The organism is Halococcus sp. IIIV-5B (genome assembly GCF_003602035.1).
In the GTDB taxonomy this organism is placed as follows: Archaea; Halobacteriota; Halobacteria; order Halobacteriales; family Halococcaceae; genus Halococcus; species Halococcus salsus.
Window position 1 is genome coordinate 1 of sequence record NZ_QZWE01000002.1, and the last position, 21,328, is coordinate 21,328.

At 57.2% G+C, this 21,328-nt stretch carries 18 protein-coding genes and 2 pseudogenes; 4 read left to right on the plus strand and 16 right to left on the minus strand.

Annotated features, from left to right (window positions below; genetic code table 11):
* Positions 1 to 321: 321 nt before the first annotated feature.
* Positions 322 to 597: a hypothetical protein gene (locus D3261_RS01955; protein WP_199693878.1), complete on the plus strand. Its 276-nt coding sequence runs from the start codon at positions 322 to 324 to the stop codon at positions 595 to 597.
* A 70-nt stretch (positions 598 to 667) separates the two neighbouring features.
* Positions 668 to 1,060, plus strand: coding sequence for a hypothetical protein (locus D3261_RS19510; protein ID WP_147464869.1), 393 nt, complete (start codon positions 668 to 670; stop codon positions 1,058 to 1,060).
* Positions 1,061 to 1,072: 12 nt separating this feature from the next.
* On the opposite strand, the gene D3261_RS01960 is transcribed toward D3261_RS19510, so the two are convergent.
* Together D3261_RS01960 and D3261_RS01965 are read right to left on the minus strand one after the other, a co-directional pair.
* The gene (locus tag D3261_RS01960) at positions 1,073 to 2,821 is read right to left on the minus strand and encodes a hypothetical protein (protein WP_120068266.1); all 1,749 of its coding nucleotides are present in this window, start codon (positions 2,819 to 2,821) and stop codon (positions 1,073 to 1,075) included.
* On the minus strand, positions 2,818 to 4,524 hold the full coding sequence (locus D3261_RS01965; protein WP_147464870.1) for a metal-dependent hydrolase: 1,707 nt from the start codon (positions 4,522 to 4,524) through the stop codon (positions 2,818 to 2,820). Before D3261_RS01965 ends, D3261_RS01960 begins: the two co-directional genes overlap by 4 nt.
* A gap of 564 nt (positions 4,525 to 5,088) precedes the next feature.
* On the opposite strand from D3261_RS01965, the gene D3261_RS19515 reads away from it, so the two are divergent.
* Positions 5,089 to 7,029 (plus strand): hypothetical protein, encoded by a 1,941-nt coding sequence (locus tag D3261_RS19515; RefSeq protein WP_147464871.1) that lies wholly within the window; start codon positions 5,089 to 5,091, stop codon positions 7,027 to 7,029.
* 199 nt (positions 7,030 to 7,228) lie between these two features.
* Here the strand turns inward: D3261_RS19515 and D3261_RS01985 are convergent.
* The 14 genes and pseudogenes from D3261_RS01985 to D3261_RS02050 form a co-directional block, all read right to left on the minus strand.
* Positions 7,229 to 7,839 (minus strand): annotated as a pseudogene (locus D3261_RS01985) (tyrosine-type recombinase/integrase).
* Positions 7,840 to 7,880: 41 nt separating this feature from the next.
* Positions 7,881 to 8,246 carry a hypothetical protein gene (locus D3261_RS01990; protein WP_120068279.1) on the minus strand — a complete coding sequence of 122 codons (366 nt, stop codon included), beginning with the start codon at positions 8,244 to 8,246 and terminating at the stop codon, positions 7,881 to 7,883.
* Between the two features lie 54 nt (positions 8,247 to 8,300).
* Complete coding sequence (locus tag D3261_RS01995; protein ID WP_120068282.1) at positions 8,301 to 8,822, minus strand: hypothetical protein; 522 nt, start codon at positions 8,820 to 8,822, stop codon at positions 8,301 to 8,303.
* Positions 8,819 to 9,406 (minus strand): helix-turn-helix domain-containing protein, encoded by a 588-nt coding sequence (locus D3261_RS02000; RefSeq protein ID WP_120068285.1) that lies wholly within the window; start codon positions 9,404 to 9,406, stop codon positions 8,819 to 8,821. Before D3261_RS02000 ends, D3261_RS01995 begins: the two co-directional genes overlap by 4 nt.
* A 142-nt stretch (positions 9,407 to 9,548) precedes the next feature.
* Positions 9,549 to 9,965: a CopG family ribbon-helix-helix protein gene (locus D3261_RS02005; protein WP_120068288.1), complete on the minus strand. Its 417-nt coding sequence runs from the start codon at positions 9,963 to 9,965 to the stop codon at positions 9,549 to 9,551.
* 449 nt (positions 9,966 to 10,414) lie between these two features.
* Positions 10,415 to 10,954: a methyltransferase domain-containing protein gene (locus tag D3261_RS02010; RefSeq protein WP_342764737.1), complete on the minus strand. Its 540-nt coding sequence runs from the start codon at positions 10,952 to 10,954 to the stop codon at positions 10,415 to 10,417.
* 79 nt (positions 10,955 to 11,033) lie between these two features.
* Complete coding sequence (locus tag D3261_RS02015; RefSeq protein WP_120068291.1) at positions 11,034 to 12,608, minus strand: ABC transporter substrate-binding protein; 1,575 nt, start codon at positions 12,606 to 12,608, stop codon at positions 11,034 to 11,036.
* On the minus strand, positions 12,605 to 14,581 hold the full coding sequence (locus D3261_RS02020) for an ABC transporter ATP-binding protein (RefSeq protein WP_120068292.1): 1,977 nt from the start codon (positions 14,579 to 14,581) through the stop codon (positions 12,605 to 12,607). Before D3261_RS02020 ends, D3261_RS02015 begins: the two co-directional genes overlap by 4 nt.
* On the minus strand, positions 14,578 to 15,501 hold the full coding sequence (nikC, locus tag D3261_RS02025; protein WP_120068295.1) for a nickel transporter permease: 924 nt from the start codon (positions 15,499 to 15,501) through the stop codon (positions 14,578 to 14,580). Before nikC ends, D3261_RS02020 begins: the two co-directional genes overlap by 4 nt.
* Complete coding sequence (nikB, locus tag D3261_RS02030) at positions 15,498 to 16,454, minus strand: nickel ABC transporter permease (RefSeq protein WP_199693879.1); 957 nt, start codon at positions 16,452 to 16,454, stop codon at positions 15,498 to 15,500. Before nikB ends, nikC begins: the two co-directional genes overlap by 4 nt.
* Before the next feature lie 44 nt (positions 16,455 to 16,498).
* Positions 16,499 to 17,002 carry a GNAT family N-acetyltransferase gene (locus D3261_RS20985; RefSeq protein WP_120068298.1) on the minus strand — a complete coding sequence of 168 codons (504 nt, stop codon included), beginning with the start codon at positions 17,000 to 17,002 and terminating at the stop codon, positions 16,499 to 16,501.
* A gap of 556 nt (positions 17,003 to 17,558) precedes the next feature.
* Positions 17,559 to 18,569: a metal ABC transporter permease gene (locus tag D3261_RS02040; RefSeq protein WP_120068301.1), complete on the minus strand. Its 1,011-nt coding sequence runs from the start codon at positions 18,567 to 18,569 to the stop codon at positions 17,559 to 17,561.
* Positions 18,566 to 19,345, minus strand: a complete 780-nt coding sequence (locus tag D3261_RS02045) for a metal ABC transporter ATP-binding protein (protein WP_233553820.1) — start codon at positions 19,343 to 19,345, stop codon at positions 18,566 to 18,568. The genes D3261_RS02040 and D3261_RS02045 overlap by 4 nt, the downstream gene beginning before the upstream one ends.
* Positions 19,342 to 20,493: a metal ABC transporter substrate-binding protein gene (locus tag D3261_RS02050; protein ID WP_120068755.1), complete on the minus strand. Its 1,152-nt coding sequence runs from the start codon at positions 20,491 to 20,493 to the stop codon at positions 19,342 to 19,344. Before D3261_RS02050 ends, D3261_RS02045 begins: the two co-directional genes overlap by 4 nt.
* Before the next feature lie 247 nt (positions 20,494 to 20,740).
* Between D3261_RS02050 and D3261_RS20990 the strand changes: the two are divergent.
* Positions 20,741 to 21,245, plus strand: a pseudogene (locus D3261_RS20990) (twitching motility protein PilT).
* Positions 21,246 to 21,328 lie beyond the last annotated feature (83 nt).

The window sequence follows — 21,328 nt, forward strand, 5'->3', positions numbered from 1 at the left end:
ACCGCCTTCCTGAGCGAGCGAAACGCCGGTCGTCAAATAGACGAATACACTGAAGCAGAGGGCTTCAATCCCGGTTTTCGCTGCTCCGTATAGTTGCTGCTTGATACCCCGAGCGTTCGTCGTATCGCTCTCATTCGATGCCATGGTTACTTTGTGGCACTACCCTGAGTGCCGTATCTAAGTCCATAAAGACAGAGTATATATAGCTTTTGTATGCTTCAAAACTTTTATTTGGTGTAAATGAGACTAATACGCCAGGCATCTATGGTAACTAAACCCAGCGAAACCGATACCGTACCAATGCTTCCCCTACCCGAATGGATGACACGATCCGACCTCATTATTCTCAATTTCCTTGATGGACACCGAGAGGTCGAAGATTTGGCCGTTCCCCCGATGGTTCTCTCCCGAAACACGTCGATCGCGAAATCCACCGCTCGGGGTCGATTGGGCGAGCTTACCGACGGCGGATTGACCGAGAAAATGAACGACACTGGCGGGTACTACCACCTGAGTGATTTGGGCCGCCGGTTCTTGCATGAAGAATTGACTGACGAAGAACGTGATATGATTTACGGCCGAGACAAAAACAAATAGAAATTAGGGTGAGACTGCATAATTCTAGTAACACCCAACTACTATAATACACGCGTGGTAACTTATCGCTATGGCTGATCAGGAACCGCATACCGGCCCGCCAACGCGCGAAGCGAGCGAAATGCGCGGAGTAAGCGAGCCGCGTGATCGCGAACCTCGTAACCGTGAGCCGCGTAAATCAGGGAACAGCGGAGGGAGAAGCGCCCCGTTTGGCCTCAAGCCAGGGCTTCTCGCTGGTGTCTCCGAAACGCTCAAATTCTATCTGTCCGCCGCTATCGGGATTCTCGTCGTGTCTTTCGTGTTCGCGATGATCTACGGGTCAGCGATTAGTGCTGGCTGGCTGAGTACCGAAGGCGGTGATGCGTGGTTCACCGTTCTTAGTTGGCTCCTCCTGATGTGGCTGTTCGGACAGTGGTTGAAAGCCCGATTCGGGCGGTCGAACAAGCTTTTTCGCGAACGATAGAGTCCCCGTTCCCTACTCGTCAAGTAGCTTCTTGAAAACAGCGAGAAACAGCACTGCGAGCGCCGAAAGGAACAGTAGCACTATCACAATCATCTGCATTACACCGGCTGCTATCGTCCCGATCCAGTTGTTCTCGTTCCGCTGCGGGGTCTGTGTGCCGACAGCATCCGCAGACCCGTTCGCCGACGCGTTGACCGAGACGTTCCCGAGAGCGCTGATATTCCCCGACCCGACTTTCCCCGGATTGCTGAGTCCGGCCTGACACTGCTCGCCGAAGCCCACACCCTCGCCGACCGTGATGCCCGACAGAGAGCTTTCTGACGCCCCTGAGACTTGGAAACAGGTGTTCGTGACCGTGGATTGAGGCCGACCGCTCACACGCACGATCTCGCCGCCGCCCGACCCCTTGAACAGCGAGTTCGTGATCGTGATGTTGTGCGGGGGTGGCGACTCGGGATCGTAGCTCGACCCCGGTTCGGCGGCGTCGACAAACGGCACATCGAGCCCGCTTTCTATCTCACAGTTATCCAGTTTGAGCGCCCCGCCGTGGCCTCTCACGTTGATCACGGCTCCGATCTTGTTTGCGGATACCGCCGTGATCTTCGCGTTCCGAAGGACTGCACCACCGGGCTTGCTGATATGCGATGGTTGCTCGACTTTGAGCGCCATCGTCGCGATCTCCTCGTTGAAGCCTGATTTGTCATAGCTGTCAATATCGACTCCCATAGTCACGCCGTCGGCGAAGCTCCCTTCGCCGCAATATCGGAGCTGATCGACGGCGTTGTTCACGAAGGTCCCACCGACCACCTGGACGTCGCCCGGTGTGCGCGACCCATAGAGGCCGTTATCGGCGGCTCCCTGAGCCTGACAATCGACGAGTTGGGCGGTGCCGTCGTTCCGATCCCCGACCCAGAAGACGGGGACACCGCCCTTGTTCTTCGAACCCCCCACGCCGCTCCCGCTGCTCGCGACCCGCTCGGCGCGGGCCGTGGCACCACTCTCGGCCATCAACGCACAGAGCGGATGGTTCGTCTCCTCGTTCGCTTGCGAACCAGTGTTGTCCTGAACACCGACCACCCGAATATCACGGGCCGTTGCGAACCCCGACGACCCGACGACGATCGAGATTCCAGTTCCCGAACTCGTCATATCGAGCACGAAGTTCGCGATCAACCCGGATTCGGCGTCGAGGTTGATCCGGCTGGCTTCACTGTTCGCGGTGATGGTCGCGACTCCGCTCCCTGGTTCGGGCGGCCCGCTCGCGTTCTCGTACCCTACACCAGCTATTCCGACCGTGCTCCCGGTGATTTGGGGCTGGCCGTCGAGTGCGTAGTTCCCGGCGGGAAACTCAACCAGCGTCCCGTCGCTGACGCTCGAAAGCGCGTCGTCTATCGGTGATCCACCGTTCGGGTCACATCCCAGGTCTTCGACGGCGTTCACCGTCCGCGAGAAGTTCGGCGACGCACCGCCTGAGAGTCCTGAGCCGGAGCTACTGTTTCCGGTCGCGTTGCCCTGTTGTTGCTGGCGTTCGCGCATACGGAGTTGGTGAGCGCGTTCTGCCTCCGCGAGCGCACGATAGGCTTCCCTCGACGGCGAACCCGGTTGGCCGAACGTTTCGAACTCCTCGCCGTCGTCGCTCGAAATACTCGAGCTTGCTGCGGTGACCGGCGAAGCCGTCTCGGGTCCGACCGCTGCGGCCCCGATCGTCGCGCCGATCGCGCCGCCTTTGGCGAGAAATTCGCGACGATTTACCTCCCTCATGGCATTTGCGAGCGAATGTAGAGATACAACAGCAGCACGAGCACCACGACCACGATCGGGATGAGCCACAAGAGGCCGAGACCACCCGACCCGCCGGAGCTATCCGAGGACTGATTAGACGCGTTCTCGCCTGTGTCGGTCGTTACGGGCGTGTTCGTGGATTGGTTGATGACCGAGAAGGAATCGTTAGAGCCGTTTTGTTGCTCCTCACTCATGGTCGGAAGGCCAGCAGCGGCGTTCTGTAGGGCGATTTCCGCCGAATCGTTCACCGACGAGGCGTTAGCTGTGTAGCCCGTATCTTGGAAGCCGTCACTCTGCACATAGTCGTACTCCTGATTATCGTTGGTGTCGCGGCTCGGGCGGGCGGTGAGCGTCTGATTTTCGGGGACTCCGCCCGAAAGCAGCGATACTCTCACATCTTCGTGGTTGCCCGGCTCCAGATAGCGAGAGATACCGACCGCGCTCCCGGTCGGGTCGTCAGAATACGACTCATTGGTGACCACGACCCACCCGCCATCCGGCAGGGTGACGTTCTCGACGGTGAGCGTCGATCCGTTGGTCTGCTGGTCGTTGAACGTGACCGAAGCCGTTTCCGTAGTCCTGTTCGGGTCGCCGCGCGTCCCGTTCACCGTGATGCGCGACGTGTCGGTAACGTACTGCTGGCTGCCGTTTTCTCCGACTGTGTACGGGGTGTCTGCCATCCCGCCGGAGGTGATCCCCTGGAACCGACTGTTATTGTTCGTCTCGTGCCAGAGTACCGCTGTCAGGTCGTCCGTGCCATTCAATTCCGACTGATTTAGCTCTCCTCCGGGTGGTGACTGGTTGATCGGGATGGTGACGTTCTCGTGACTCCCGTTATCGAGGTAGCTAGACATCGCGATCGCGCTGCCCTGTAGAATTCCGGCGTCCTGATACGCTCCGCCGTGGATCACAATATAGCCGCCACGCGAAAGGGTCGCGTTCGTGATGGTAACGGTGGTTCCGTTCGTCGTCTGCTTCGGCATTGTGACCGAATTGCTACTATTCTCGCTGCTGTTGTTCTCCTGAGCGCTCGCGATCCCCACCGGACTCACTGAGAGGTCGTCGGTGGCGTTTTCGACCGCGTTCGTGGGGTTCTCGGTGACCGAAACCCCTGGTGCAGCGGTATAGATCACGGCTCCGATCGCGACCACACCGACGATCAGGAATGCGGTGTTTGCGACGCGGTTCGCTGCTCGAAGGCTACTGAGCGAGAGCCGCCAGCGAGAGAGCGGAAGGAGCGGACGGATGCCGTAGATGGTGATCACGTCTCCGAGAAGATGCACGAATATCCCGAACGCACCCACACAGAAGCCCAAGACAGCGAGCGTTTCAGGCCCGTAGGTGCCGAGTTCTTCCAAATAGATAGCGGTGTGCGTGCTGGTGATGATCGGGGTTCCTCGGAGGGTCTGAACCAGCGGCTCGACGCCGTAGCGACCGACAGCCCACCCGATACCCGCCATGACCGCGCCGACGGCGAACACCGCGAGCACGGAGTGACTCACGCCCCGATGCGAAAGCCACGGGATTCGGTGGTCGCGGTCGGGGAGTGGCTCGACAGCGAGCACGCCGATACCACAAAGCAGCGCGAGCGCCGGATGATTGAGTCTTAGTAGCCCGTAGGCGATCGGTGCGTAGGTCAGCAGCGCGATCCCGATGTGACCGTGGCGATACATCTGACTCATTCTCTCCAATACCAACTTATTAGATTCATTGCCTTAGGTCAACTGTCGAAAGCTCAGCTGGCTATTATAGTTAGAAGACGTTAATTGTATTGGTTAGTGTGATTAGTTGGCTTGAGAGATACGAAACTCGGAATTCTCGCTGCTCGCGAGTTTCTTACCTAACATCGAATCGAATTGTCTAATAGATGTTTGGTAAGACTAGTTCGCCACGCTTAAATATATCACAGGGTTGATAGATCCTACGGTAATATGACACTTCACAAAGATAGGGTATTTTAGAGAGTGGCTCATATGTTATACTATGTTGCGTGAGCAGTTTGTAACCAGTCGGCTCAGAGAACTCCCCCCCCCCCGATCTTCGGAGTTGAAAGAAGTCGTATTCAGTTTCGATAGACTGGTCATAGGAGGTTTCTCAAGCACCCGAAATCACACTACTTCTTCTAATAACCCCACTATTGTTCAAAGCACATAATTTTTGCATAGTTTCATCGTAGAAATTGGAATATATAGTTCTGCAAGGGTTGGTTTTATGTATGAAGCATTGGGATCATGTCCTGTCGACCGATGACAAACGATACTAACCCACGCTCGCGAACTGATGGAACTGGCTCTGAAGGTTCCAGTAGTACAGAAATCTTTGAACGCTTCAGTCGTCGGGATTACCTTAAGTTCACAGGGGCAGCAGCAGTCGCGGGACTAGGTGCGACAGGTACAGCAGCTGCCGCTGACTATGACGAGGTACCAATTGGAGCAGGTGATGATAAATTAGTTCAGGTTGGTGGTGACAATCCAAACGTCCTTGAAAACAAGCTCTACGATGTTACCGCTGATAACGCAACTCTCAGGATCCGCACCTATGGAGATAACTGGACGATTCGGAATATCGGAGTGAAGGGACAGAATACGGTCGAGCTCCCGTATACGATCAATGTGGATGTTCGTGAGGGTGGTACTGGCGTTATCGAAAACGTGTATCTCGGGGACGGAGCACCCTCTGAACCAGGAGGAATTGCTATCAAAGTTCACTTGGATCACGCTGGGACAGCAGTAATTCGAAACTGCTACATTGAGGGGTGGCCGGAGAACGGTATTTATGGCGCCTCTCCTGGTCGAGACCCGCCTGACGCGGAAGGTGGTGACGGCGCTGTTCAGATCGAACAGTGCTACGCACGAAACAACAATCTTTCAAACTTCAGAATAGCTGATAATTCGTATGTTCATGATTCTGTAGTTCACGTTGATGGAGATGTAGGATATGCGTACGGGAATCCGGGCGATGTGAATTCACGAGGCGTCTGGGTGAAGGAGGGAGGAAAGTGCGAGGTTAGAAATTGTGATATCAAACTCGAACACCCTGACGCCTCCTATTGTGTAGTCGTATCGGATGCAGAGGAGGAGGATGGGCACGCTGAAGTTATCGATAGTCAACTGTTCGTCAGTGATGATGTAGACAGTGACTCGTTCAGTAGCGGCGGAAATGGTGGTGGGTTGACTTCCGGCAACGTTGATACAACTAACGTAGGAAACAATCCGGATGTCTCGGTACCGTCTAGTGTTCCGCAAAGTCCTGAAGCAGCGGCCAGCGGGAGCAGCGGCGGTGGCAACGATGGTGGGAACGACGGCGGTGGCGACGATGGTGGGAACGACGGCGGTGGAAGCTCGCTCCCACGAGGAATTACTCTCGTCGGACACCAGAGCGACCAGATCAATTACTCGTTCGGCGTGAGCGGCGATGTGGAAGGCAACAACGGGATCGAGAGCAACGATAGCGTTGGCTCCGACGGCCAAGTTGCCGCTGCTGTGGATAGCTACGACCAGGACAACTACCGCTTCTCCGGGGACTTCGAGTACTTCAACTACAGCGGTGGTGATCTCCGAGTTACCGTTGATGGACAGTCGAAGGACCCAGACAATCTCGGCGGTAGCAGTAGTGGCGGCGGTGGTGGGGGGAGCTCCCTTCCTAATGGGGTCACAATTGTCGGGCATCAGAGCGACCAGATCAACTACTCATTCGGTGTGAGTGGTGACCTCGAAGGAAATAGCGATATCGAGAGCAACGATAGCGTTGGCTCCGACGGCCAAGTTGCCGCTGCTGTGGATAGCTACGACCAGGATAACTACCGCTTCTCCGGGGACTTCGAGTACTTCAATTACAGCGGTGGCGATCTCCGCGTCACCGTCAACGGGCAGTCAAAGAACCCCGATAATCTCGGCGGCAGCAGCAGTGGTGGCGGCGGTGGAAGCTCGCTTCCAAAAGGAATGACTGTCGTCGGACACCAGAGTGGCCAGATCAACTACTCGTTCGGTGTGAGTGGTGACCTCGAAGGGAACAACGATATCGAGAGCAACGATAGTGTTGGCTCTGACGGTCAAGCTGCTGCTGCCGTAGATAGCTACGACCAGGATAACTACCGCTTCTCCGGGGAGGTTGAGTACTTCAACTACAGCGGTGGTGATCTCCGACTTACCATCGACGGACAGTCGAGGGATCCTGACTCGTTCTAGTATCGACACTCACAAATAAAAGAGCTGCACCGACAATTTTTATGTCGTTCAAGTAAGCGAACTCATCTAACTTCACAGACTAGACTAAGGTCTAGTCTGTGAAGTTAGAATCCACGATAAGCTTCTGTCGAACACGGTCAGAGCCTCCACAAATCTTTCGCATATTATAATATTTCGAGAGAATTGAACAAGGGTGTGCTCATAACATGCTGGCGTGAGCAAATTCGGCGACGATCGTTTCGGTGCTCGGTTTGTTTAGATAGGGCTCTAGGGCCTGATAGTTGTCCCACCCGCCGATCTCCATCACGACACGGGGATTCATTCGCTCGCGAACAAGGCACGAATGAGCGAAATACCGCCGGGGTCGTGAGACGACACCTTCCGAAAATCGTCGTTGCCTATGCGACCAGCCGCTCTCGTCGCGGCGGTCTTCACGACCCGCTGGACGGTCCTGGGGGTTACATCGATCACGGGGTCTGACTGAGCGATGTTCTCGGCCCGCTGATAGCGGTGTAGATCGCGCTCAACCTCGCGCGGGAGGTAGGCGTCTCTCGGCTTTCCTCCCGACCCTGTGGTGTCCTTCCCCTGCGGAACGCGGAGAAAATAGTAGTCCTCGCCCTCAACCACTTCGTGCCGAACGTGCTCGGGTGTGATCTGGGGGACCTCGAACGATCGAAGTCCAACCTCGCCACCGAACCGGATCACTAGCTCGTCGCGATAGGATTCAGTGGAGCGGCGTAACTGCTCGTACTCCTCAACCGAAAGCCAGCAGTTGAATGATTGCTGGTTGGTGTTTCGTTCTACCATCATGTCGTACTTGCTACTACAACTACGACACAGAGGGAGCTACCTCACGACGAGAAGTTTGGTGCTGTCTCCTGGGTCAAAGACTGAATGAATTCAAACGTCGATTCTGTCCGGGGCTTATACTCGGGATTGAGATGCTTTGCCGCCGAGGAAACCGTTGAGTTCGGGTGATTCTTCATCTCCTCATATAGCTCCTCTTGGCTCATTGTTCCGAGATATTCCCCGTATACTTGCATGCGAGCCATATTGTAGGCGTCTCCCGTCTCCTCGAATATCTCCATTTCACACATAAGCGCCTCTAATCCTTCAATCACGAAATCTGATGGGACAGAGAGCCGACCATCCTCGATCTGGTGTGCGTCTAAGAGTTCATCCGGGTATTCCTGCTTCGAATCAGGAGATTCTGCCATGACAACGTTCTACGTTGGAAGCCGTTATTTCCTGTCTTTGACTACTACATTTCGTTATCTGCTCCTGCTAAGAAGATCGTCGATGAATCTGAAGCCGTTGACGAACGTCACTGCGTCGCCATAGCCCTCACTCGCGAGCACGGTTTCTGCTCCCTCACCAGCAGCGATATCGGTCGTGTAGATGTAGGCGTGGCTCACATCGCCTGAGCTGAGTGCCTGTATCGCGAGCGCACCGAGAGCCGGGTCAGCACGCTCGATCTCATCGGCTGGCCGACCGTCAGCATTCGCGATATAGCGTTGAATGCCGTCCATCGTCTTCGAAACGGCTGGGTTCGTGTAATCCAGTGGCTCAGCGACGCGAACCCACCCATCATCGATGGCAGCATCAACTGGAATTGCTTCGATTTCGGTACTCTCGCTGATGTCGGTCGTGGTCAATTCTTCGTAGACACGCTGCGGAACAGCGAACACGATTCCATTTCGTTGAGCGAACGTCCGAACCCGCCGGTAGCGCTGATTATCGGGGGCTCCGAGCGCGACGAGAAACCCGGTGTCCGCAATGTGGAGGACGCTCACTCGTCGAGGTTTTCGGCGTCGACCACATCTGCGAGCGACCCACCGGAGTCCTCGAACGCGAAGTGTTCGTGGACGACAGGCCGAAGGGCTTGGAGGATCATTTCGGTTTCGAGTGGCGACATATCGAGGTCCTCAGCCACGAGGCGGTGGGTGGTTTCGCCCTGCTCACGAGCGAGAGTGTGGGTGAGCGCGGTCGCGAGACCGTGAATCCCGCGACGGTCGATATACGAGTCGATGGTCTCGTTACTTGCCCGGCATGCGACCGCGGCGATGAGAGCGGGTGAGATCGTGTACTCACGCTTGTCGTCGGCGGTCAATGTGAGCTCAATGTCGACGGCTGTGTACCGCTGTGGTGGTGTGTCGCTCGTCGAAGTGAGAACGCCAGCGTCGACGAGCTGGTTCACGTACGTGTAGGCAGTCCCCTGTGAAATCTCAAGAGTGTCGATGAGTTCGCCGACGGTCACCTCGTCTTCACTGTAAACATGCGTGTAGATGCGGGCGAGCTGGGTCTCTTCGAGAAGATCGGCGATCGAGAGAAAGTCACGAACGATGTTGTCTTCCTCCCGTGGAGCGGTCTTTGGCATGGGTGAAAGCGCTGTTTATAGATTATACGTAATCTGCAATAAATCTGCCGGGGCGCTCAACAGAAGTTGAGACTGGCCGTCTCAATACATAGAGTCTCCCCGGTAGTCTTCAAGACGTTCGCGCAAGCGGGTGATATTCTTGCTACCGATCTGCTTCGACCACGGTTAGTTTGACCTGATGGACGCCTTTCAGCGGCCGTATCCGAGAGAGTAACTCCTCGATCCGCTCGCCTGCACCGTCAACGGCGATCGACTCCAGGCAGAGGTGGTCGTTGAGATGGACGTGATGTACTGCAATGATAGTCTCGGCGAAGTCATGTTGCAACGCGGTCATCTCGTCCGTCACACTGTTGTGGTCATGTTCGTAAAGTACAACTACCGTTCCACTGAGGCTTCTGGAGAGACCCATCTGCTGGTTGAATTCCGTGACGAACGCCCGTAGGGCATCTCTGGTCGCTCCAGAGCGACTATTGTACTCGCCAGCTTCCACCACCTCGTCCAGTTCGGAGAGGAGACTCGGTGGAAGTGTGACGCTCATCCGGTCGACATCTTGGCTCATAACCTTGGTTAGTTTCAGTGATTGTTTAACCGTTGGCAGTGCAAAAGTAGCAGCACCACAGTAACTAATATTCTGACTAAGAGAGCAGTCCTCAATCAGATTAGCACCTCTGCTAAGTGGCGTGACTATCCGCGTTCGGTTGACACTGCCAGTAATATTCTGTAGTAAGTCGTAACCACAAACCTGCTGTTGTTGAGCCCAAATTCGCCTTTTGAACTATCAGGGATGCTTTTGGAATCTGGAGGTTCGGTGCTTGCGGCCTTAACCGAAGGCGGATGGTGGCGTGACCTCAGTCGTCCTCGTTACTCGAATCTTAGTCATGTGTGCTCATCTGGAGACTATTCCTCGAACGACGTATGTTTTATAGTCTATCTCTTCTCCCCATAGAACCGGGTCAGACAACAACTCGTACCTCACTTGCCCAAGTCCTTGTTCCTCGAGAAAGCCGGCTAGTTCATCGAGTTCGGCCCCTGATATAGCGGGAGGTCTTCGTGAATCTCTCGGTACTCGTCCCACGGTTCGTCGAAGTCCCAATGGCCCTCCAAGAGAACGAGGTGCCCGTCCGGTCGTACGACTCTAGACCACTCTCGGAGGGCCTTCTCGGGGTTCGGGAGGGTCCAGATGAGATGTCGAGCTGTAACCCCATCATACGTATCGTCGGCGAATGAGAGGTCCTCAACGTTTCCTTTGTAGAAATCGATGGGTTCACTCTGTCGCTTCGCTTTCTCTCGAGCACGGTCGAGCATTTCAGATGATAGGTCGATTCCGGTTACCTCGTGGCCCAACTGCGCGAGCAGGAGCGAAATAACGCCAGTTCCACATCCAGCGTCCAATATCTTATGTGGCTGCTCTCCGGCCCACTTCTCAAGTACGGCTAACCACGCGTCGCGTTGTCCGTCACTGTGGATTCCATGCTGGCTATCCGAGTCGAAGGAATCGGCACGATCGTTCCAATATTGTTCTACGAGCTTTTCGACATCCGTTTTGATTTGATTTCGTCATTGGCTGTGATCCGGTTTTCTGTTGTAGGTCAGTCATACGAGTTCGAACGACTCCAGTGTTCGATAGTTAGTTATCCCCGACAGTGATGGATTCGATGCCGTAGTCCACTTCGGTGGGATGCGGTCGATATCCGTCGGTGTTCGATTGCAGCGCGACGACGTTCGTATAGTATGTGAGGAAACTGACAGGCACGTCTCTGTGGGTGACTGATTGTACCCGGTCGTACTTTCGTTTCCGCGTGGCTCGGTCGAACGTCGTTCGTGCCTCCTCAAGCAATGTGTCCACCTCGGGGTTATCGTAGCCGTGTTTGAGTATCGATTCTTCGGAGTGGTAGAGGTTACTGAGCCGGTCAGGATCCGGATACAGCAGCGTCGACATGGCCATCAGGTAGCAGTCGAACCCGTTCTGTTCGGCCCGCTCTGTCATCGTGGGGTACTCGAACACGGAGATGTCGACGTCGATACCGACATTACCGAGCTGACTCTGTAACACTTCGGCTATCACCGCGAGACGGGGGCGCGCTCGATACGTCATAATCTCGATGGACAGTTCATCGCCTTCACGGGAGCGCACGCCATCGTTCCCCTCGCTCACCCAGCCAGCCTCGGCCAACAGGGACCGGGCTCGGTCGGGGTTATGTACGTATTCCTCCAGTGCTGAGTTGTGCCACTCTGTAACCGACTCGGGAAACGGGCCGACTGCGGGCGTACCGACACCGCCGAGAACAGAGTCGATGAGCACTTGCTTGTCCACGGCGTAATTGAGCGCTCGGCGGACGCGAGCATCGTCGAACGGAGGTGATTGAGTGTCGAACACTAGAAACCGACAGCGCGACAGTTGATAGGTGTGTACGTCGATGTCGTCGGTCGAGCGTAGTGCGTCGACTTTGTCGACCGGAAGGATGCGTGCCATTTCGATCTCTCCACTTTCCAGACTGAGTCGGCGCGTCTGGTCGTCGGTGATCGTCTCGTATCGGACCGATTCAACAGCCGGGACCGTCCCGTAATACTCGTCGTTTCTGACGGTTCGTATCTGGGTGTTGCTTTCCCAAGAGTCTACTTTCAAAGGCCCGGTCCCGATAGGTGCCGTAACCGTCCCGTCGTCGTATGCGCCGGGGCTGAGAATCGCGGCCTGGGATCGGGCCAGGTGCGCCGGGAGTGGGGCGAAGGGTGCGGTCGTCGTAACTTCAATTGAATGGCTTCCTGACGCTTCGACGGTGTCGACAGGGATGCCGGTGAACACGGGTGAGTCGACCGTACGACGCAGTGACTTCACCGCTGCCGCGGCGTCGAACGGTTCTCCGTCGTGGAACGTCACGTCTTCTCGCAGGGAGAAGCGCCACCTCTGACCGCTATCGTGGCTGGTCCACTCAGTCGCGAGTTCTGGCGCGGGGTTGGCCTCGTAATCGACGCCGACGAGCGCCTCGGTGATCCCGAGTCGACGGGTCTGTAGCCCACCGTCGAGCGGGTCTATCGTCGCCTCCCACGGTGCTGCGACTCGGAACTCGGTCCCACCTCCGTCGCTACCTGAGAGACAGCCAGTGATGGCGACACTGCCTGCCGCGAGTGCCGTCTTGAGCGCAGTCCGTCGATTGATCGAATGGTTGTTTATCTTACTGTTTGGTGGAGTATCGGTATTCATGAATTCCGTACAAGTGACGCCGTCGCCTCCGTTTTCTCTCCGGGGATGGCATTGAGGAGCGTTCGTGTGTGTGAGTGGGTCGGATTCGAGAGCACTTCCTCAACGGGTCCCGTCTCAGCGAACTGGCCCTCCTGCATGACGGCGATATGGTCGGAGACGTGTCGAACGACCGCGAGGTCGTGTGTGACGATTATGTACGCCAATCCGTGCTCCGATAGAAGTGACCCGAGTAGGTTGAGCACGGCCGCTTGCGTGGACGCATCCAGCGAGGCCGTGGGTTCGTCCAGCAGTACGACCGACGGTCGCAGTGCGAGTGCGCGTGCGATCGCGATACGTTGGAGTTGTCCGCCCGAAAGCTGTCGCGGAGAGCGATCCGCGTACGATATTGGCAGGCCGACCTCCGAAAGCAGCGTTTCCACCCGCGACTGGCACCGCTCGCGATTCCACCCGTGTTCGACGAGCGGTTCGGCGATGGCTTCCGAGATGGACTGGCGTGGGTTGATACTCTGTCGATGGTTCTGGAAGACGACGCCGATTTCTCCTCGCTGGACTGTTGTTCGCGAATCGATATCTCCGACGAGTTCGCCGTTCAACTGGACCGTGCCGGTTGTCGGTGTTTCGAGACCCGCTATCAGTTCGATGAGTGTGGACTTTCCAGACCCACTCTCGCCGACGAGACCCATAGTCTGTCCGGAACGCAGCGACAAGGAGACGTTCTCGACGGCCGTCGTCGACTTTGCGGTCCCTACGAACCGCTCCACGAACGACTCCGTGTGACGAAATGACTTCGTCACACGGCTGACCTCGACTACGGGGTCGTCACGTGTGTCCCCTCCCTCCGTATCGCTCCGATGTCCCCCTCCATTCCACCTCCGGGTATGTCCGTTCGCGTCCCCGGTTCGGACGTCGGTCCTCGTCGGTTGCGCGCTCACGCCGGCTAACTGCCGAGCACTCGCTGCACGGGCGTCAGGAACACTACATCGAACGGTGTGACTTTCGGACACCGAGACGCTCGGTTGTGCAGTTTCGCGGCAGTGGTCAGTAGATTTCGGACAACGGTTAGCGAACGCACATCCTGGCGGACGTTCGAGGTGTTCCTGTCGGTCTTCAGCGATGCTCGGCAGCGTTGTTCCCGGTTTGGAACGCTGCGGGATGGAGTGCAGGAGTGACTTGGTGTAGGGATGTTTCGGGTTCGAGAGGAGGTCGTCGACCGCTCCCCGCTCGACTATCTTCCCATCGTACATTACTGCGATACGGTCGCAGACTTCCGCGACGACACCGAAATCATGGGTGATGAACAACATACTCATCTCGCGGCTCTCGGTGAGGCGATCCAGCCGATCGAGTAGCGCTGCTTCCGTCGTCGTGTCCAGCGCCGTCGTGGGTTCGTCGGCGATTAACAGCGATGGGCGACGCGCGATGGCGGCCGCGACCAACACACGCTGACACTGTCCCCCGCTGAGTTCGTGTGGATACGAGTTGACCCACTTCTCGGGCTGTTCGATGCCGGCTTCGGCCATGAATTCGAGCACAGCTGTTTCGGATTTGCTCGCCCCCGAAAGCAATCTCATATCGGCCACAAGTTCCCTGAGAACTGACTGGGGACTCGATGTTCGACGTGTGCGTAACGCTTCGGCGACCTGCTCTCCAACCGTGTACGCGGGGTCAAGTGCTGCGGAAGGGTCTTGGAACACGGATGCTAGTTCCGTGCTTCTGATTCGTTCGAGGACGTGGTCTTCGGCCTGTGTGAGGTCGGTGCCGTCGAAGTATATCTTTCCGTGAGTGATTGTGCCTTGATCTTCGAGACGGACGAGTGACCGAGCCGTGACGGTCTTGCCGCAACCGCTCTCGCCGACGAGTCCCACGACCTCACCAGGAGTGACCTCGAACGATACGCCGTCTACCGCCGAGATGGTTCCATTGTGGGTGTTGAACTCGACGTGCAGGTCTTCGACGGTCAGCGTTTTGTTCACGTTTCCCTCCGTTCTCCGACGGCCTGGTGGCCCGAGTCGAGCACATCTTGTAGCCCGTCACCAAGTAGATTGAACCCGATAACAGTCGCCGCGATGACGATGGCGGGAGTGGCGACGAGCCACCAGGCAGCGCGTAAGTGGTCTCGGCCCGCCTCGACCATCGTCCCCCACTCCGCCGTCGGTGGCTGTGCACCCAGCCCAAGAAACGAGAGGGTGGCCGTCGTGATAACGACCATGCCGAGATCGAGCGCGGCGAGCACGATGATGGGGTTCACAACGGTTGGAAAGAGATGTCGGCGAACGATACGCCGACGGGGAGTGCCGTAGAGCTTTGCGGCCTGCACGAAGGGCTGCTGTTTCACCGAAAGTGTCGAACTGCGTGCGACGCGAGCGTAGGAGGCCCAGCCGACAACCGACACTGCGAGCAGGAGGCTCCACAGGCCCGGAGAGAGGATACCAGCAACTGCGAGTGCCAGTACGAGTCCGGGGAACGCGAGTTGGATGTCGACGACCCGTGAGAGAACCGTGTCGACGGAACCGCCAACGTACCCCGCGAGCACCCCGACGGTCGTTCCGATGCCGACTCGCACTGCCGTGACCGCGACCGCGAGGGAAAGCGAGATACGAGCGCCGTAGACGAGTCGCGTCGCGATGTCGCGTCCAAGCGTGTCTGTCCCCAGCGGATGCATTAGCGACGGTGGTGAGAGGCGCTCGTTCAACACCTGTGCTGTCGGATCGTACGGCGACACGACTGGGCCGAGAATCGCCGCGACTACGAGCACGCCGATGATTCCGCCGCCGAATCGAACCTTTCGATGCGAAAGGAGTACCTTCGTCCGCTGAACACCGAGCAGTCGTTCAACGGCAGCCACAGGCTTTCGAAGGGCCAATTCCAAGATATGGGAGCAGAGGCTGTTCATAGCCCCGTCCCCCTCATACGCGGATCCAGCAACTCGTACGCCAGGTCGACCAACTGATTGACTAACACGAAAACGAGCGCTGTTAGGAGAACTACTCCCTGAATCACGGGGTAGTTTCGCGCGAAGACCGCGTCGACGAGGAGCGCCCCGAGACCGGGACGTTGGAAGACTACCTCTACCACGACGGCTCCGTTCAGCACAAACCCGAGCTGGAGGCCGATAATCGTGATGACCGGAATAAGCGCGTTCCGAAGAACGTGTTTGTAAATCACGATCCGCTCACGAACCCCTTTGGAGCGTATGGCGTCCACGTACTCTTCGTCGAGCGTCTCGACTACGGACGTTCGAACGACTTGTGCCACGACCGCGACGATACCGGTACTGAGGGTGAGCGCAGGTAGCACGAGATGGTTGAGGCTCCCCGAGCCGGAAACGGGTGTCATACGCAACCAGATCGAGAAAACAAGAATGAGAGCGTACCCGACGCAGAAGTTCGGTATCGCAACGCCGATGGTTGAGACGGCCTGTGAGGCGTAGTCGATCCAGGTATCGCGGTGAACCGCTCCAAGAACACCCAGGGGTAGCGCTACGACGAGTGCGACCGTCATCGCGGAGACAGCCAGCACGAGTGTATCAGGGACGTATTCAATGAGCACGGCCAAAACGGGCTCCGAGTTGCTATATGAGACTCCTAAGTCCCCTTGAACCGCGCTCGTGATCCACGAGATGTACTGTTCCAAGAATGACCCGTCCAGTCCCTTCTCAGCGCGGAACGCCGCTATCTCCTCAGATGTTGGTTCCCGCTGGAGTTGTCGTTTAAGAACCATGTATGCGGGGCTTCCAGGTGACAGATAGATCAGCCCGTACGTGACCAACGACACGCCCCACATCACGACTGCGACCGAGAATACGCGCGAGAGAATCTCTCGTCCGATTCGAGTCCATTGAATCATACTGAGATGAAGTGCTCGTTGTCCACTGGTAACTGTAGCCTGAGTTAGATGCTCTTTCGATAGTAGATAACTTGCCCATCAATTGTCGGATGGGGTTCGCGTTTGGTCTCCTCGTACCCTCGGCTTTCGTATATCTGCTGTGCGACGGTCAGTACGTCATCAGTATGTAACTGGATGCGCTCGAAACCCTGCGCACTCGCGGACTGCTCTAAGCGATGGAGTAACGATGTCCCATACCCGTTCTGTTGATGCTCCGGAAGGACGCGCAGTCGCTGGAGTTCGACAGCCCTGCTGTCGATCGGTTCTATCCCACCGGTTGCTATAACTCGCCCGTCGAGGCAACCGACGAGAAACTCACCACCCGTGTCAAGGTAGAACTCCGTTACGTTTCGAAGGTCCTCGTCGAACTGAGGGTTTGATACGAACTCCAGAGGCGATGCCTGAATCGCACGTTTGTGGATATCCCACACACGGTTGGCGTCCGAGGGATCATATCGGCGAATAGTGAACGCCTCGGTTTGATTTTCGCGACCCGTAGTTGAGGACATGTCCAAACGGAGATAGGCATGGGTAGTGAATATTACGATAAAGTTATTTTGTATTACTGGTGTCCTCTTGGATACTCGAAAACGTGAGCAGTATGCCGGTAGTTTTTAACGCTTCTATAGAGATAGATATGGTATCACGATCACATCTTGTCCTCCGGCATCATTCCCCATTTCAGGGTGTCCTTAAGAATGGGCGAGACAGATGGTACGGGCAGAGCATCGGGTGAATCCCGCCGACCAGCGGCGGGACTCGCCCGCTTCATGCGGCGATTAGACGACGCACGACGGATTCGACCTCGAGATAGCGGTCACCCACTCTACCACACTCATGACATCTTCAACAGAAAACGCGCCTTGCAAACAGCAGAGAACCAAAGTCCACTGCCGCACCAATGCTTCCCTCTCGAGCGTGCGTCTCGATCGACGTCCGTGGTTCTCGCAGCTCCCTCGGATGGTGGTTCCCCCGTCGAGAAGATATTCGTAGTCGTCCGCTACTAAGTGACCATCCAGCACATTACCGAGACGACGAATAATTCCTCGGTGCGTCGATCTTCGACTAATCCGACGACGTCTGCGTCTCTTCGGTCGTGATACTCTCGAGTTCGGGGGTCGTAGTGTCTCCCGCTGCGGATTGTAGCTTGCCGATTGCGACGTTGACGACGTAGATGGCGACTGCAACGAGCACGATTACCCCACCGGCCGTCGCCTCACCGTAGTATGAGACGGCGATACCGATGAGGACGGCCAGCTCCGCGAGAACGACCGATGCGAGGAGCGACTGGGTGAAACTCCGGGAGAACTGGGCCGCACCGGCGACGGGCACGACGAGCATCGCCGCGACGAGGATCACGCCCATGATCTGCATCGCACCGACGACGACGAGCGCCGTCAGCATCACCATCACCCGATTGTACCAGCTCACCGAGAGCCCGGAGACCGCCGCCGCCGTCTCGTCGAACGTCACGTAGAGCAACTGATTCCGGGTCAGTGCAACCGTCGCCACGATGACGCCGAAGAGCACGAGCAACAGCGCGGCATTCTCCGCCGACACCGTCGAGAGGTTCCCGAAGAGATACTGATTGACCCCGACGGCGAGACCACCGGCATTGATGCTGATCAACACCGTCCCGAGCGCAAAGCCCGTTGAGAGAACGATCGCCATCGAAACGTCGTTGTAGGCGTCCGTCGCTTCCGATATCAACTCGATGAGGAGCGCCGCGACCATCGCGACCACGATTGCGGTGAGATACGGCGAGACACCGAGGTTGAGGACCGCGTTGAGGAACAGGCCAACAGCGACGCCGGCGAAGGCCGTGTGGGCGAGCGCGTCACCGATGAGTGCGAGCTGTCGATGGACGAGAAAGGTCCCGATCAGCGGGGCCATTACGCCAACGCAAAGCCCGACCAGTATCGCTCGGTGCATGAACGCGTACTGGAGGAACTCGATCCCGGTGAGTTCGTAGAGCCAGTACATGGCGCCCGACCAGATCTCAAGGAGCCAGTACAGCGGGGCGAGCACCGTATCGAGCGGGCTGGACTGTAGCAGAACGTCGAACGATCCGGTCATTGGCTTCCCCCGGCATCGACGGTGCTCGCCGTCACGCCGAAGGCCTGTGCGAGCGCATCACTGTCGGTGAACTCGGCTGTCGGACCGTCGAAGTAGACTTCTTTGTTGAGACAGACGACACGTTCTGCATGTTCGGTGACTGCGCCGAGGTCGTGTTCAATGATGAGTATCGTGATACCGTCGTCGTTGAGCGCATCGAGGAGTTCGTAGAACGCCTCGACCGACTCGATGTCGACGCCGACGGTCGGTTCATCGAGTACCAGCACGTTCGCTTCGCTGGCGAGCGCGCGAGCAATGAAGGCCCGCTGGCGTTGACCGCCGGAGAGCTGTGTCACCCGTCGGTCGGCGAACGCGCTCATCCCGACGGTATCGAGCGCCCGGTCAACGATCGCCCAGTCCTCACTCGACAGCCGCCCGAACCCGACGTGGGGAAAGCGCCCCATTTTGACCACTTCGCGGACCGTGATCGGCATCTCCTTCGAGGCGCTCGCGTGCTGGGCGACGTAGCCGAGTCGTTCGCCATCGTCGAAGCGATGGGAGGGTTCACCGAACAGTTGCGCAGTCCCCGAATCCGGTTGCAGGAGACCGAGCATGAGCTTCATCAGCGTCGACTTGCCCGAGCCGTTCGGCCCGACGATCGCGACGTACTCCCCGGGGTCGATCCGAAGCGAGATATCCCCGACGACGGGCGTCGTCGTGTAGCCGAATCGCACGTCCGAGAGGTCGATCACCGGCTCTCGGGTGTCGTTCGCGCTCGACGTCGCTGACTCGCTCACTCGAAGTTCCTCCACCGTTGGGCCCACCCGTCGGGCCCGGCCTGTGCGGGTTCGACGTTGCCGATGACAGTGTTGAACGTCGGGATGTTGATGTTGTAGGCGACCTCCTCGTAGCCCCAGTTCTGTTCGACCCACGCCTCGCGAACGCCGGCGTAGGGAGTCACTGGGAAATACGCCTCGGCCTCGGTTTCGGCGATCAGTTGTTGGGCGGGCCGGAGCGTCTCGAAGACCGCCGCACCGATATACCGGATATCGTTCTCACTGATCACCTGTTTGGCCTCGGTGATGTCTGTGGGTTTGACGTCGCCGCTCGCCGCGAGGTTCGTGACCAGCGGCGTCATCTCGACGTTGTAGGCCTCAGCGATATATTGGAAGGCGTTGTGCGCGGCAAGTTGGACGACCCGCCGTGGGGGGTCCTCGAACACCTGGGTGAGTTCCTGATCGATCGGATCCAACACATCCGATTTGTAGGTAGAGGCGTTCTCCATAAGGGTCGCCTCCTGGTTGGGCGCGAGTTCGACGAGTCCCTCAGCGATGTTGTCGACGGACCGTTTCGCCCGCTGTGGGTCAAGCCAGAAGTGAGGATCCTGCCCCCGTCCTTGACCCACGCCCTCCTCTTCTGGATCGAGGCTCTCCGCGAGCGGGACTAGATCGACCCCCTGGCGGGCGTTGATCAACTGTGTGTCCTCGTTGTCGTCTCGTAGCGTCTGGATAGCGCGGTCCGCCCACGGCTGGAAGTTCTCTCCGACGTGGATGAACCCGTCCGACTCGATGATGTCCTGGGTGATCGACGCGTTCGGCTCCCAGCCGTGGCCGTGTAGTCCGGTCGGAACGAGGTTCGCCACTTCGATGGGCGTCCCGTCCGCGATATTCCGAGCGAAATCGTAGAAGCTGAAAAACGATGCGACAACCCGCGGTCCATCGCCGCTTCCACTGGACTGGGCACTCGACGAACTGCTTCCGTTCTCACTCCCCCCGCCAGAAGAGCCTCCGCCGTCGGTTCCACGACTTCCGTTTCCTCCTCCACTTCCATCACCACCGCTGCTCGTACAACCAGCGAGGCCAGTGGCGAGGACGCCTGCACTTGCGGTAATAGCTTGGCGGCGTGAGAGGTTGATACGACCGTTCGAACGATATTTGTCGTTCATACTCAGCTGAGAATTGTTGACGAGCATTATAGTTGCTACGATCTAATTATCTTTTTAGCCCATGCTAATTCGCGGGTGGTGTCTTTGATGTCGCAAAGCTGCTGTCGATCGATAGGCGTTGCAAAACATTGTCGGGGAGCACGGCGTTGAACTCCGACTTGGGCTTGTAGACGATGAGGATGCGATACACGAGACTAAAGCTGCAGCAGAAGTCTGAGTTGATGGAAGATGAAGGGTCGCATATGAAATGACCCGTAGCGATATTCCAGCTCATCCAAACGTCCTCAATACGACTGTTCTCTCGAGGTTTGCCTACATCGACCAACTGTGTGTGGTTGCAGAATTTTTTGGGTATCTGTACGGTTCCAGTCGTGAGCAAGGAACTTCGTGCCGGCGCCGATAGGCATCCGTCTCCCCGATCAGTACTTGAACCGCTCCGAGAAGAGATACCGGTGGCGACGATCTCCGAGACGGTCGCAAACCGGAAGTGATAGACGATGACCCTCTCGATCCCGGCGAAGCATAGGCGTTCGCTGAGGCGGACGCACACGACAGACAGCTGCTAACCGAAGATGGAGACGCCCGGTCGTTCGCCAAAGAACAGGGCGTAACGGTCGCTGGGTCGGTCGGCTTCTATTGGCCGCAATTGATGCTGGGAGGATCGACTAACCAACCGTTGATGAATGGTTATCAGCCTGATCGACGACATCGAATTCTACGTTCCATGTTGGATGACTTCGGAATATCGGTAACCACGTTGACTGTAGTCTAAGTCGCCCAAATGCACTTGTCAGAAATCAGTCGGTTTTCAGGGATCCAAACGCGGAATCTTTGC

Excerpts from the sequence above, each read along its gene's own strand:
- D3261_RS19515 (WP_147464871.1), top strand. The coding sequence starts at position 5,089 with ATGACAAACGATACTAACCCACGCTCGCGAACTGATGGAACTGGCTCT.
- nikC (WP_120068295.1), bottom strand. The coding sequence starts at position 15,501 with ATGAACAGCCTCTGCTCCCATATCTTGGAATTGGCCCTTCGAAAGCCT.
- D3261_RS01990 (WP_120068279.1), bottom strand. The coding sequence starts at position 8,246 with ATGGCAGAATCTCCTGATTCGAAGCAGGAATACCCGGATGAACTCTTA.
- D3261_RS02000 (WP_120068285.1), bottom strand. The coding sequence starts at position 9,406 with ATGCCAAAGACCGCTCCACGGGAGGAAGACAACATCGTTCGTGACTTT.
- nikB (WP_199693879.1), bottom strand. The coding sequence starts at position 16,454 with ATGATTCAATGGACTCGAATCGGACGAGAGATTCTCTCGCGCGTATTC.
- D3261_RS02015 (WP_120068291.1), bottom strand. The coding sequence starts at position 12,608 with ATGAATACCGATACTCCACCAAACAGTAAGATAAACAACCATTCGATC.
- D3261_RS02005 (WP_120068288.1), bottom strand. The coding sequence starts at position 9,965 with ATGAGCCAAGATGTCGACCGGATGAGCGTCACACTTCCACCGAGTCTC.
- D3261_RS02050 (WP_120068755.1), bottom strand. The coding sequence starts at position 20,493 with ATGAACGACAAATATCGTTCGAACGGTCGTATCAACCTCTCACGCCGC.
- D3261_RS01965 (WP_147464870.1), bottom strand. The coding sequence starts at position 4,524 with ATGAGTCAGATGTATCGCCACGGTCACATCGGGATCGCGCTGCTGACC.
- D3261_RS01955 (WP_199693878.1), top strand. The coding sequence starts at position 322 with ATGACACGATCCGACCTCATTATTCTCAATTTCCTTGATGGACACCGA.
- D3261_RS02040 (WP_120068301.1), bottom strand. The coding sequence starts at position 18,569 with ATGACCGGATCGTTCGACGTTCTGCTACAGTCCAGCCCGCTCGATACG.
- D3261_RS01960 (WP_120068266.1), bottom strand. The coding sequence starts at position 2,821 with ATGAGGGAGGTAAATCGTCGCGAATTTCTCGCCAAAGGCGGCGCGATC.
- D3261_RS20985 (WP_120068298.1), bottom strand. The coding sequence starts at position 17,002 with ATGTCCTCAACTACGGGTCGCGAAAATCAAACCGAGGCGTTCACTATT.
- D3261_RS19510 (WP_147464869.1), top strand. The coding sequence starts at position 668 with ATGGCTGATCAGGAACCGCATACCGGCCCGCCAACGCGCGAAGCGAGC.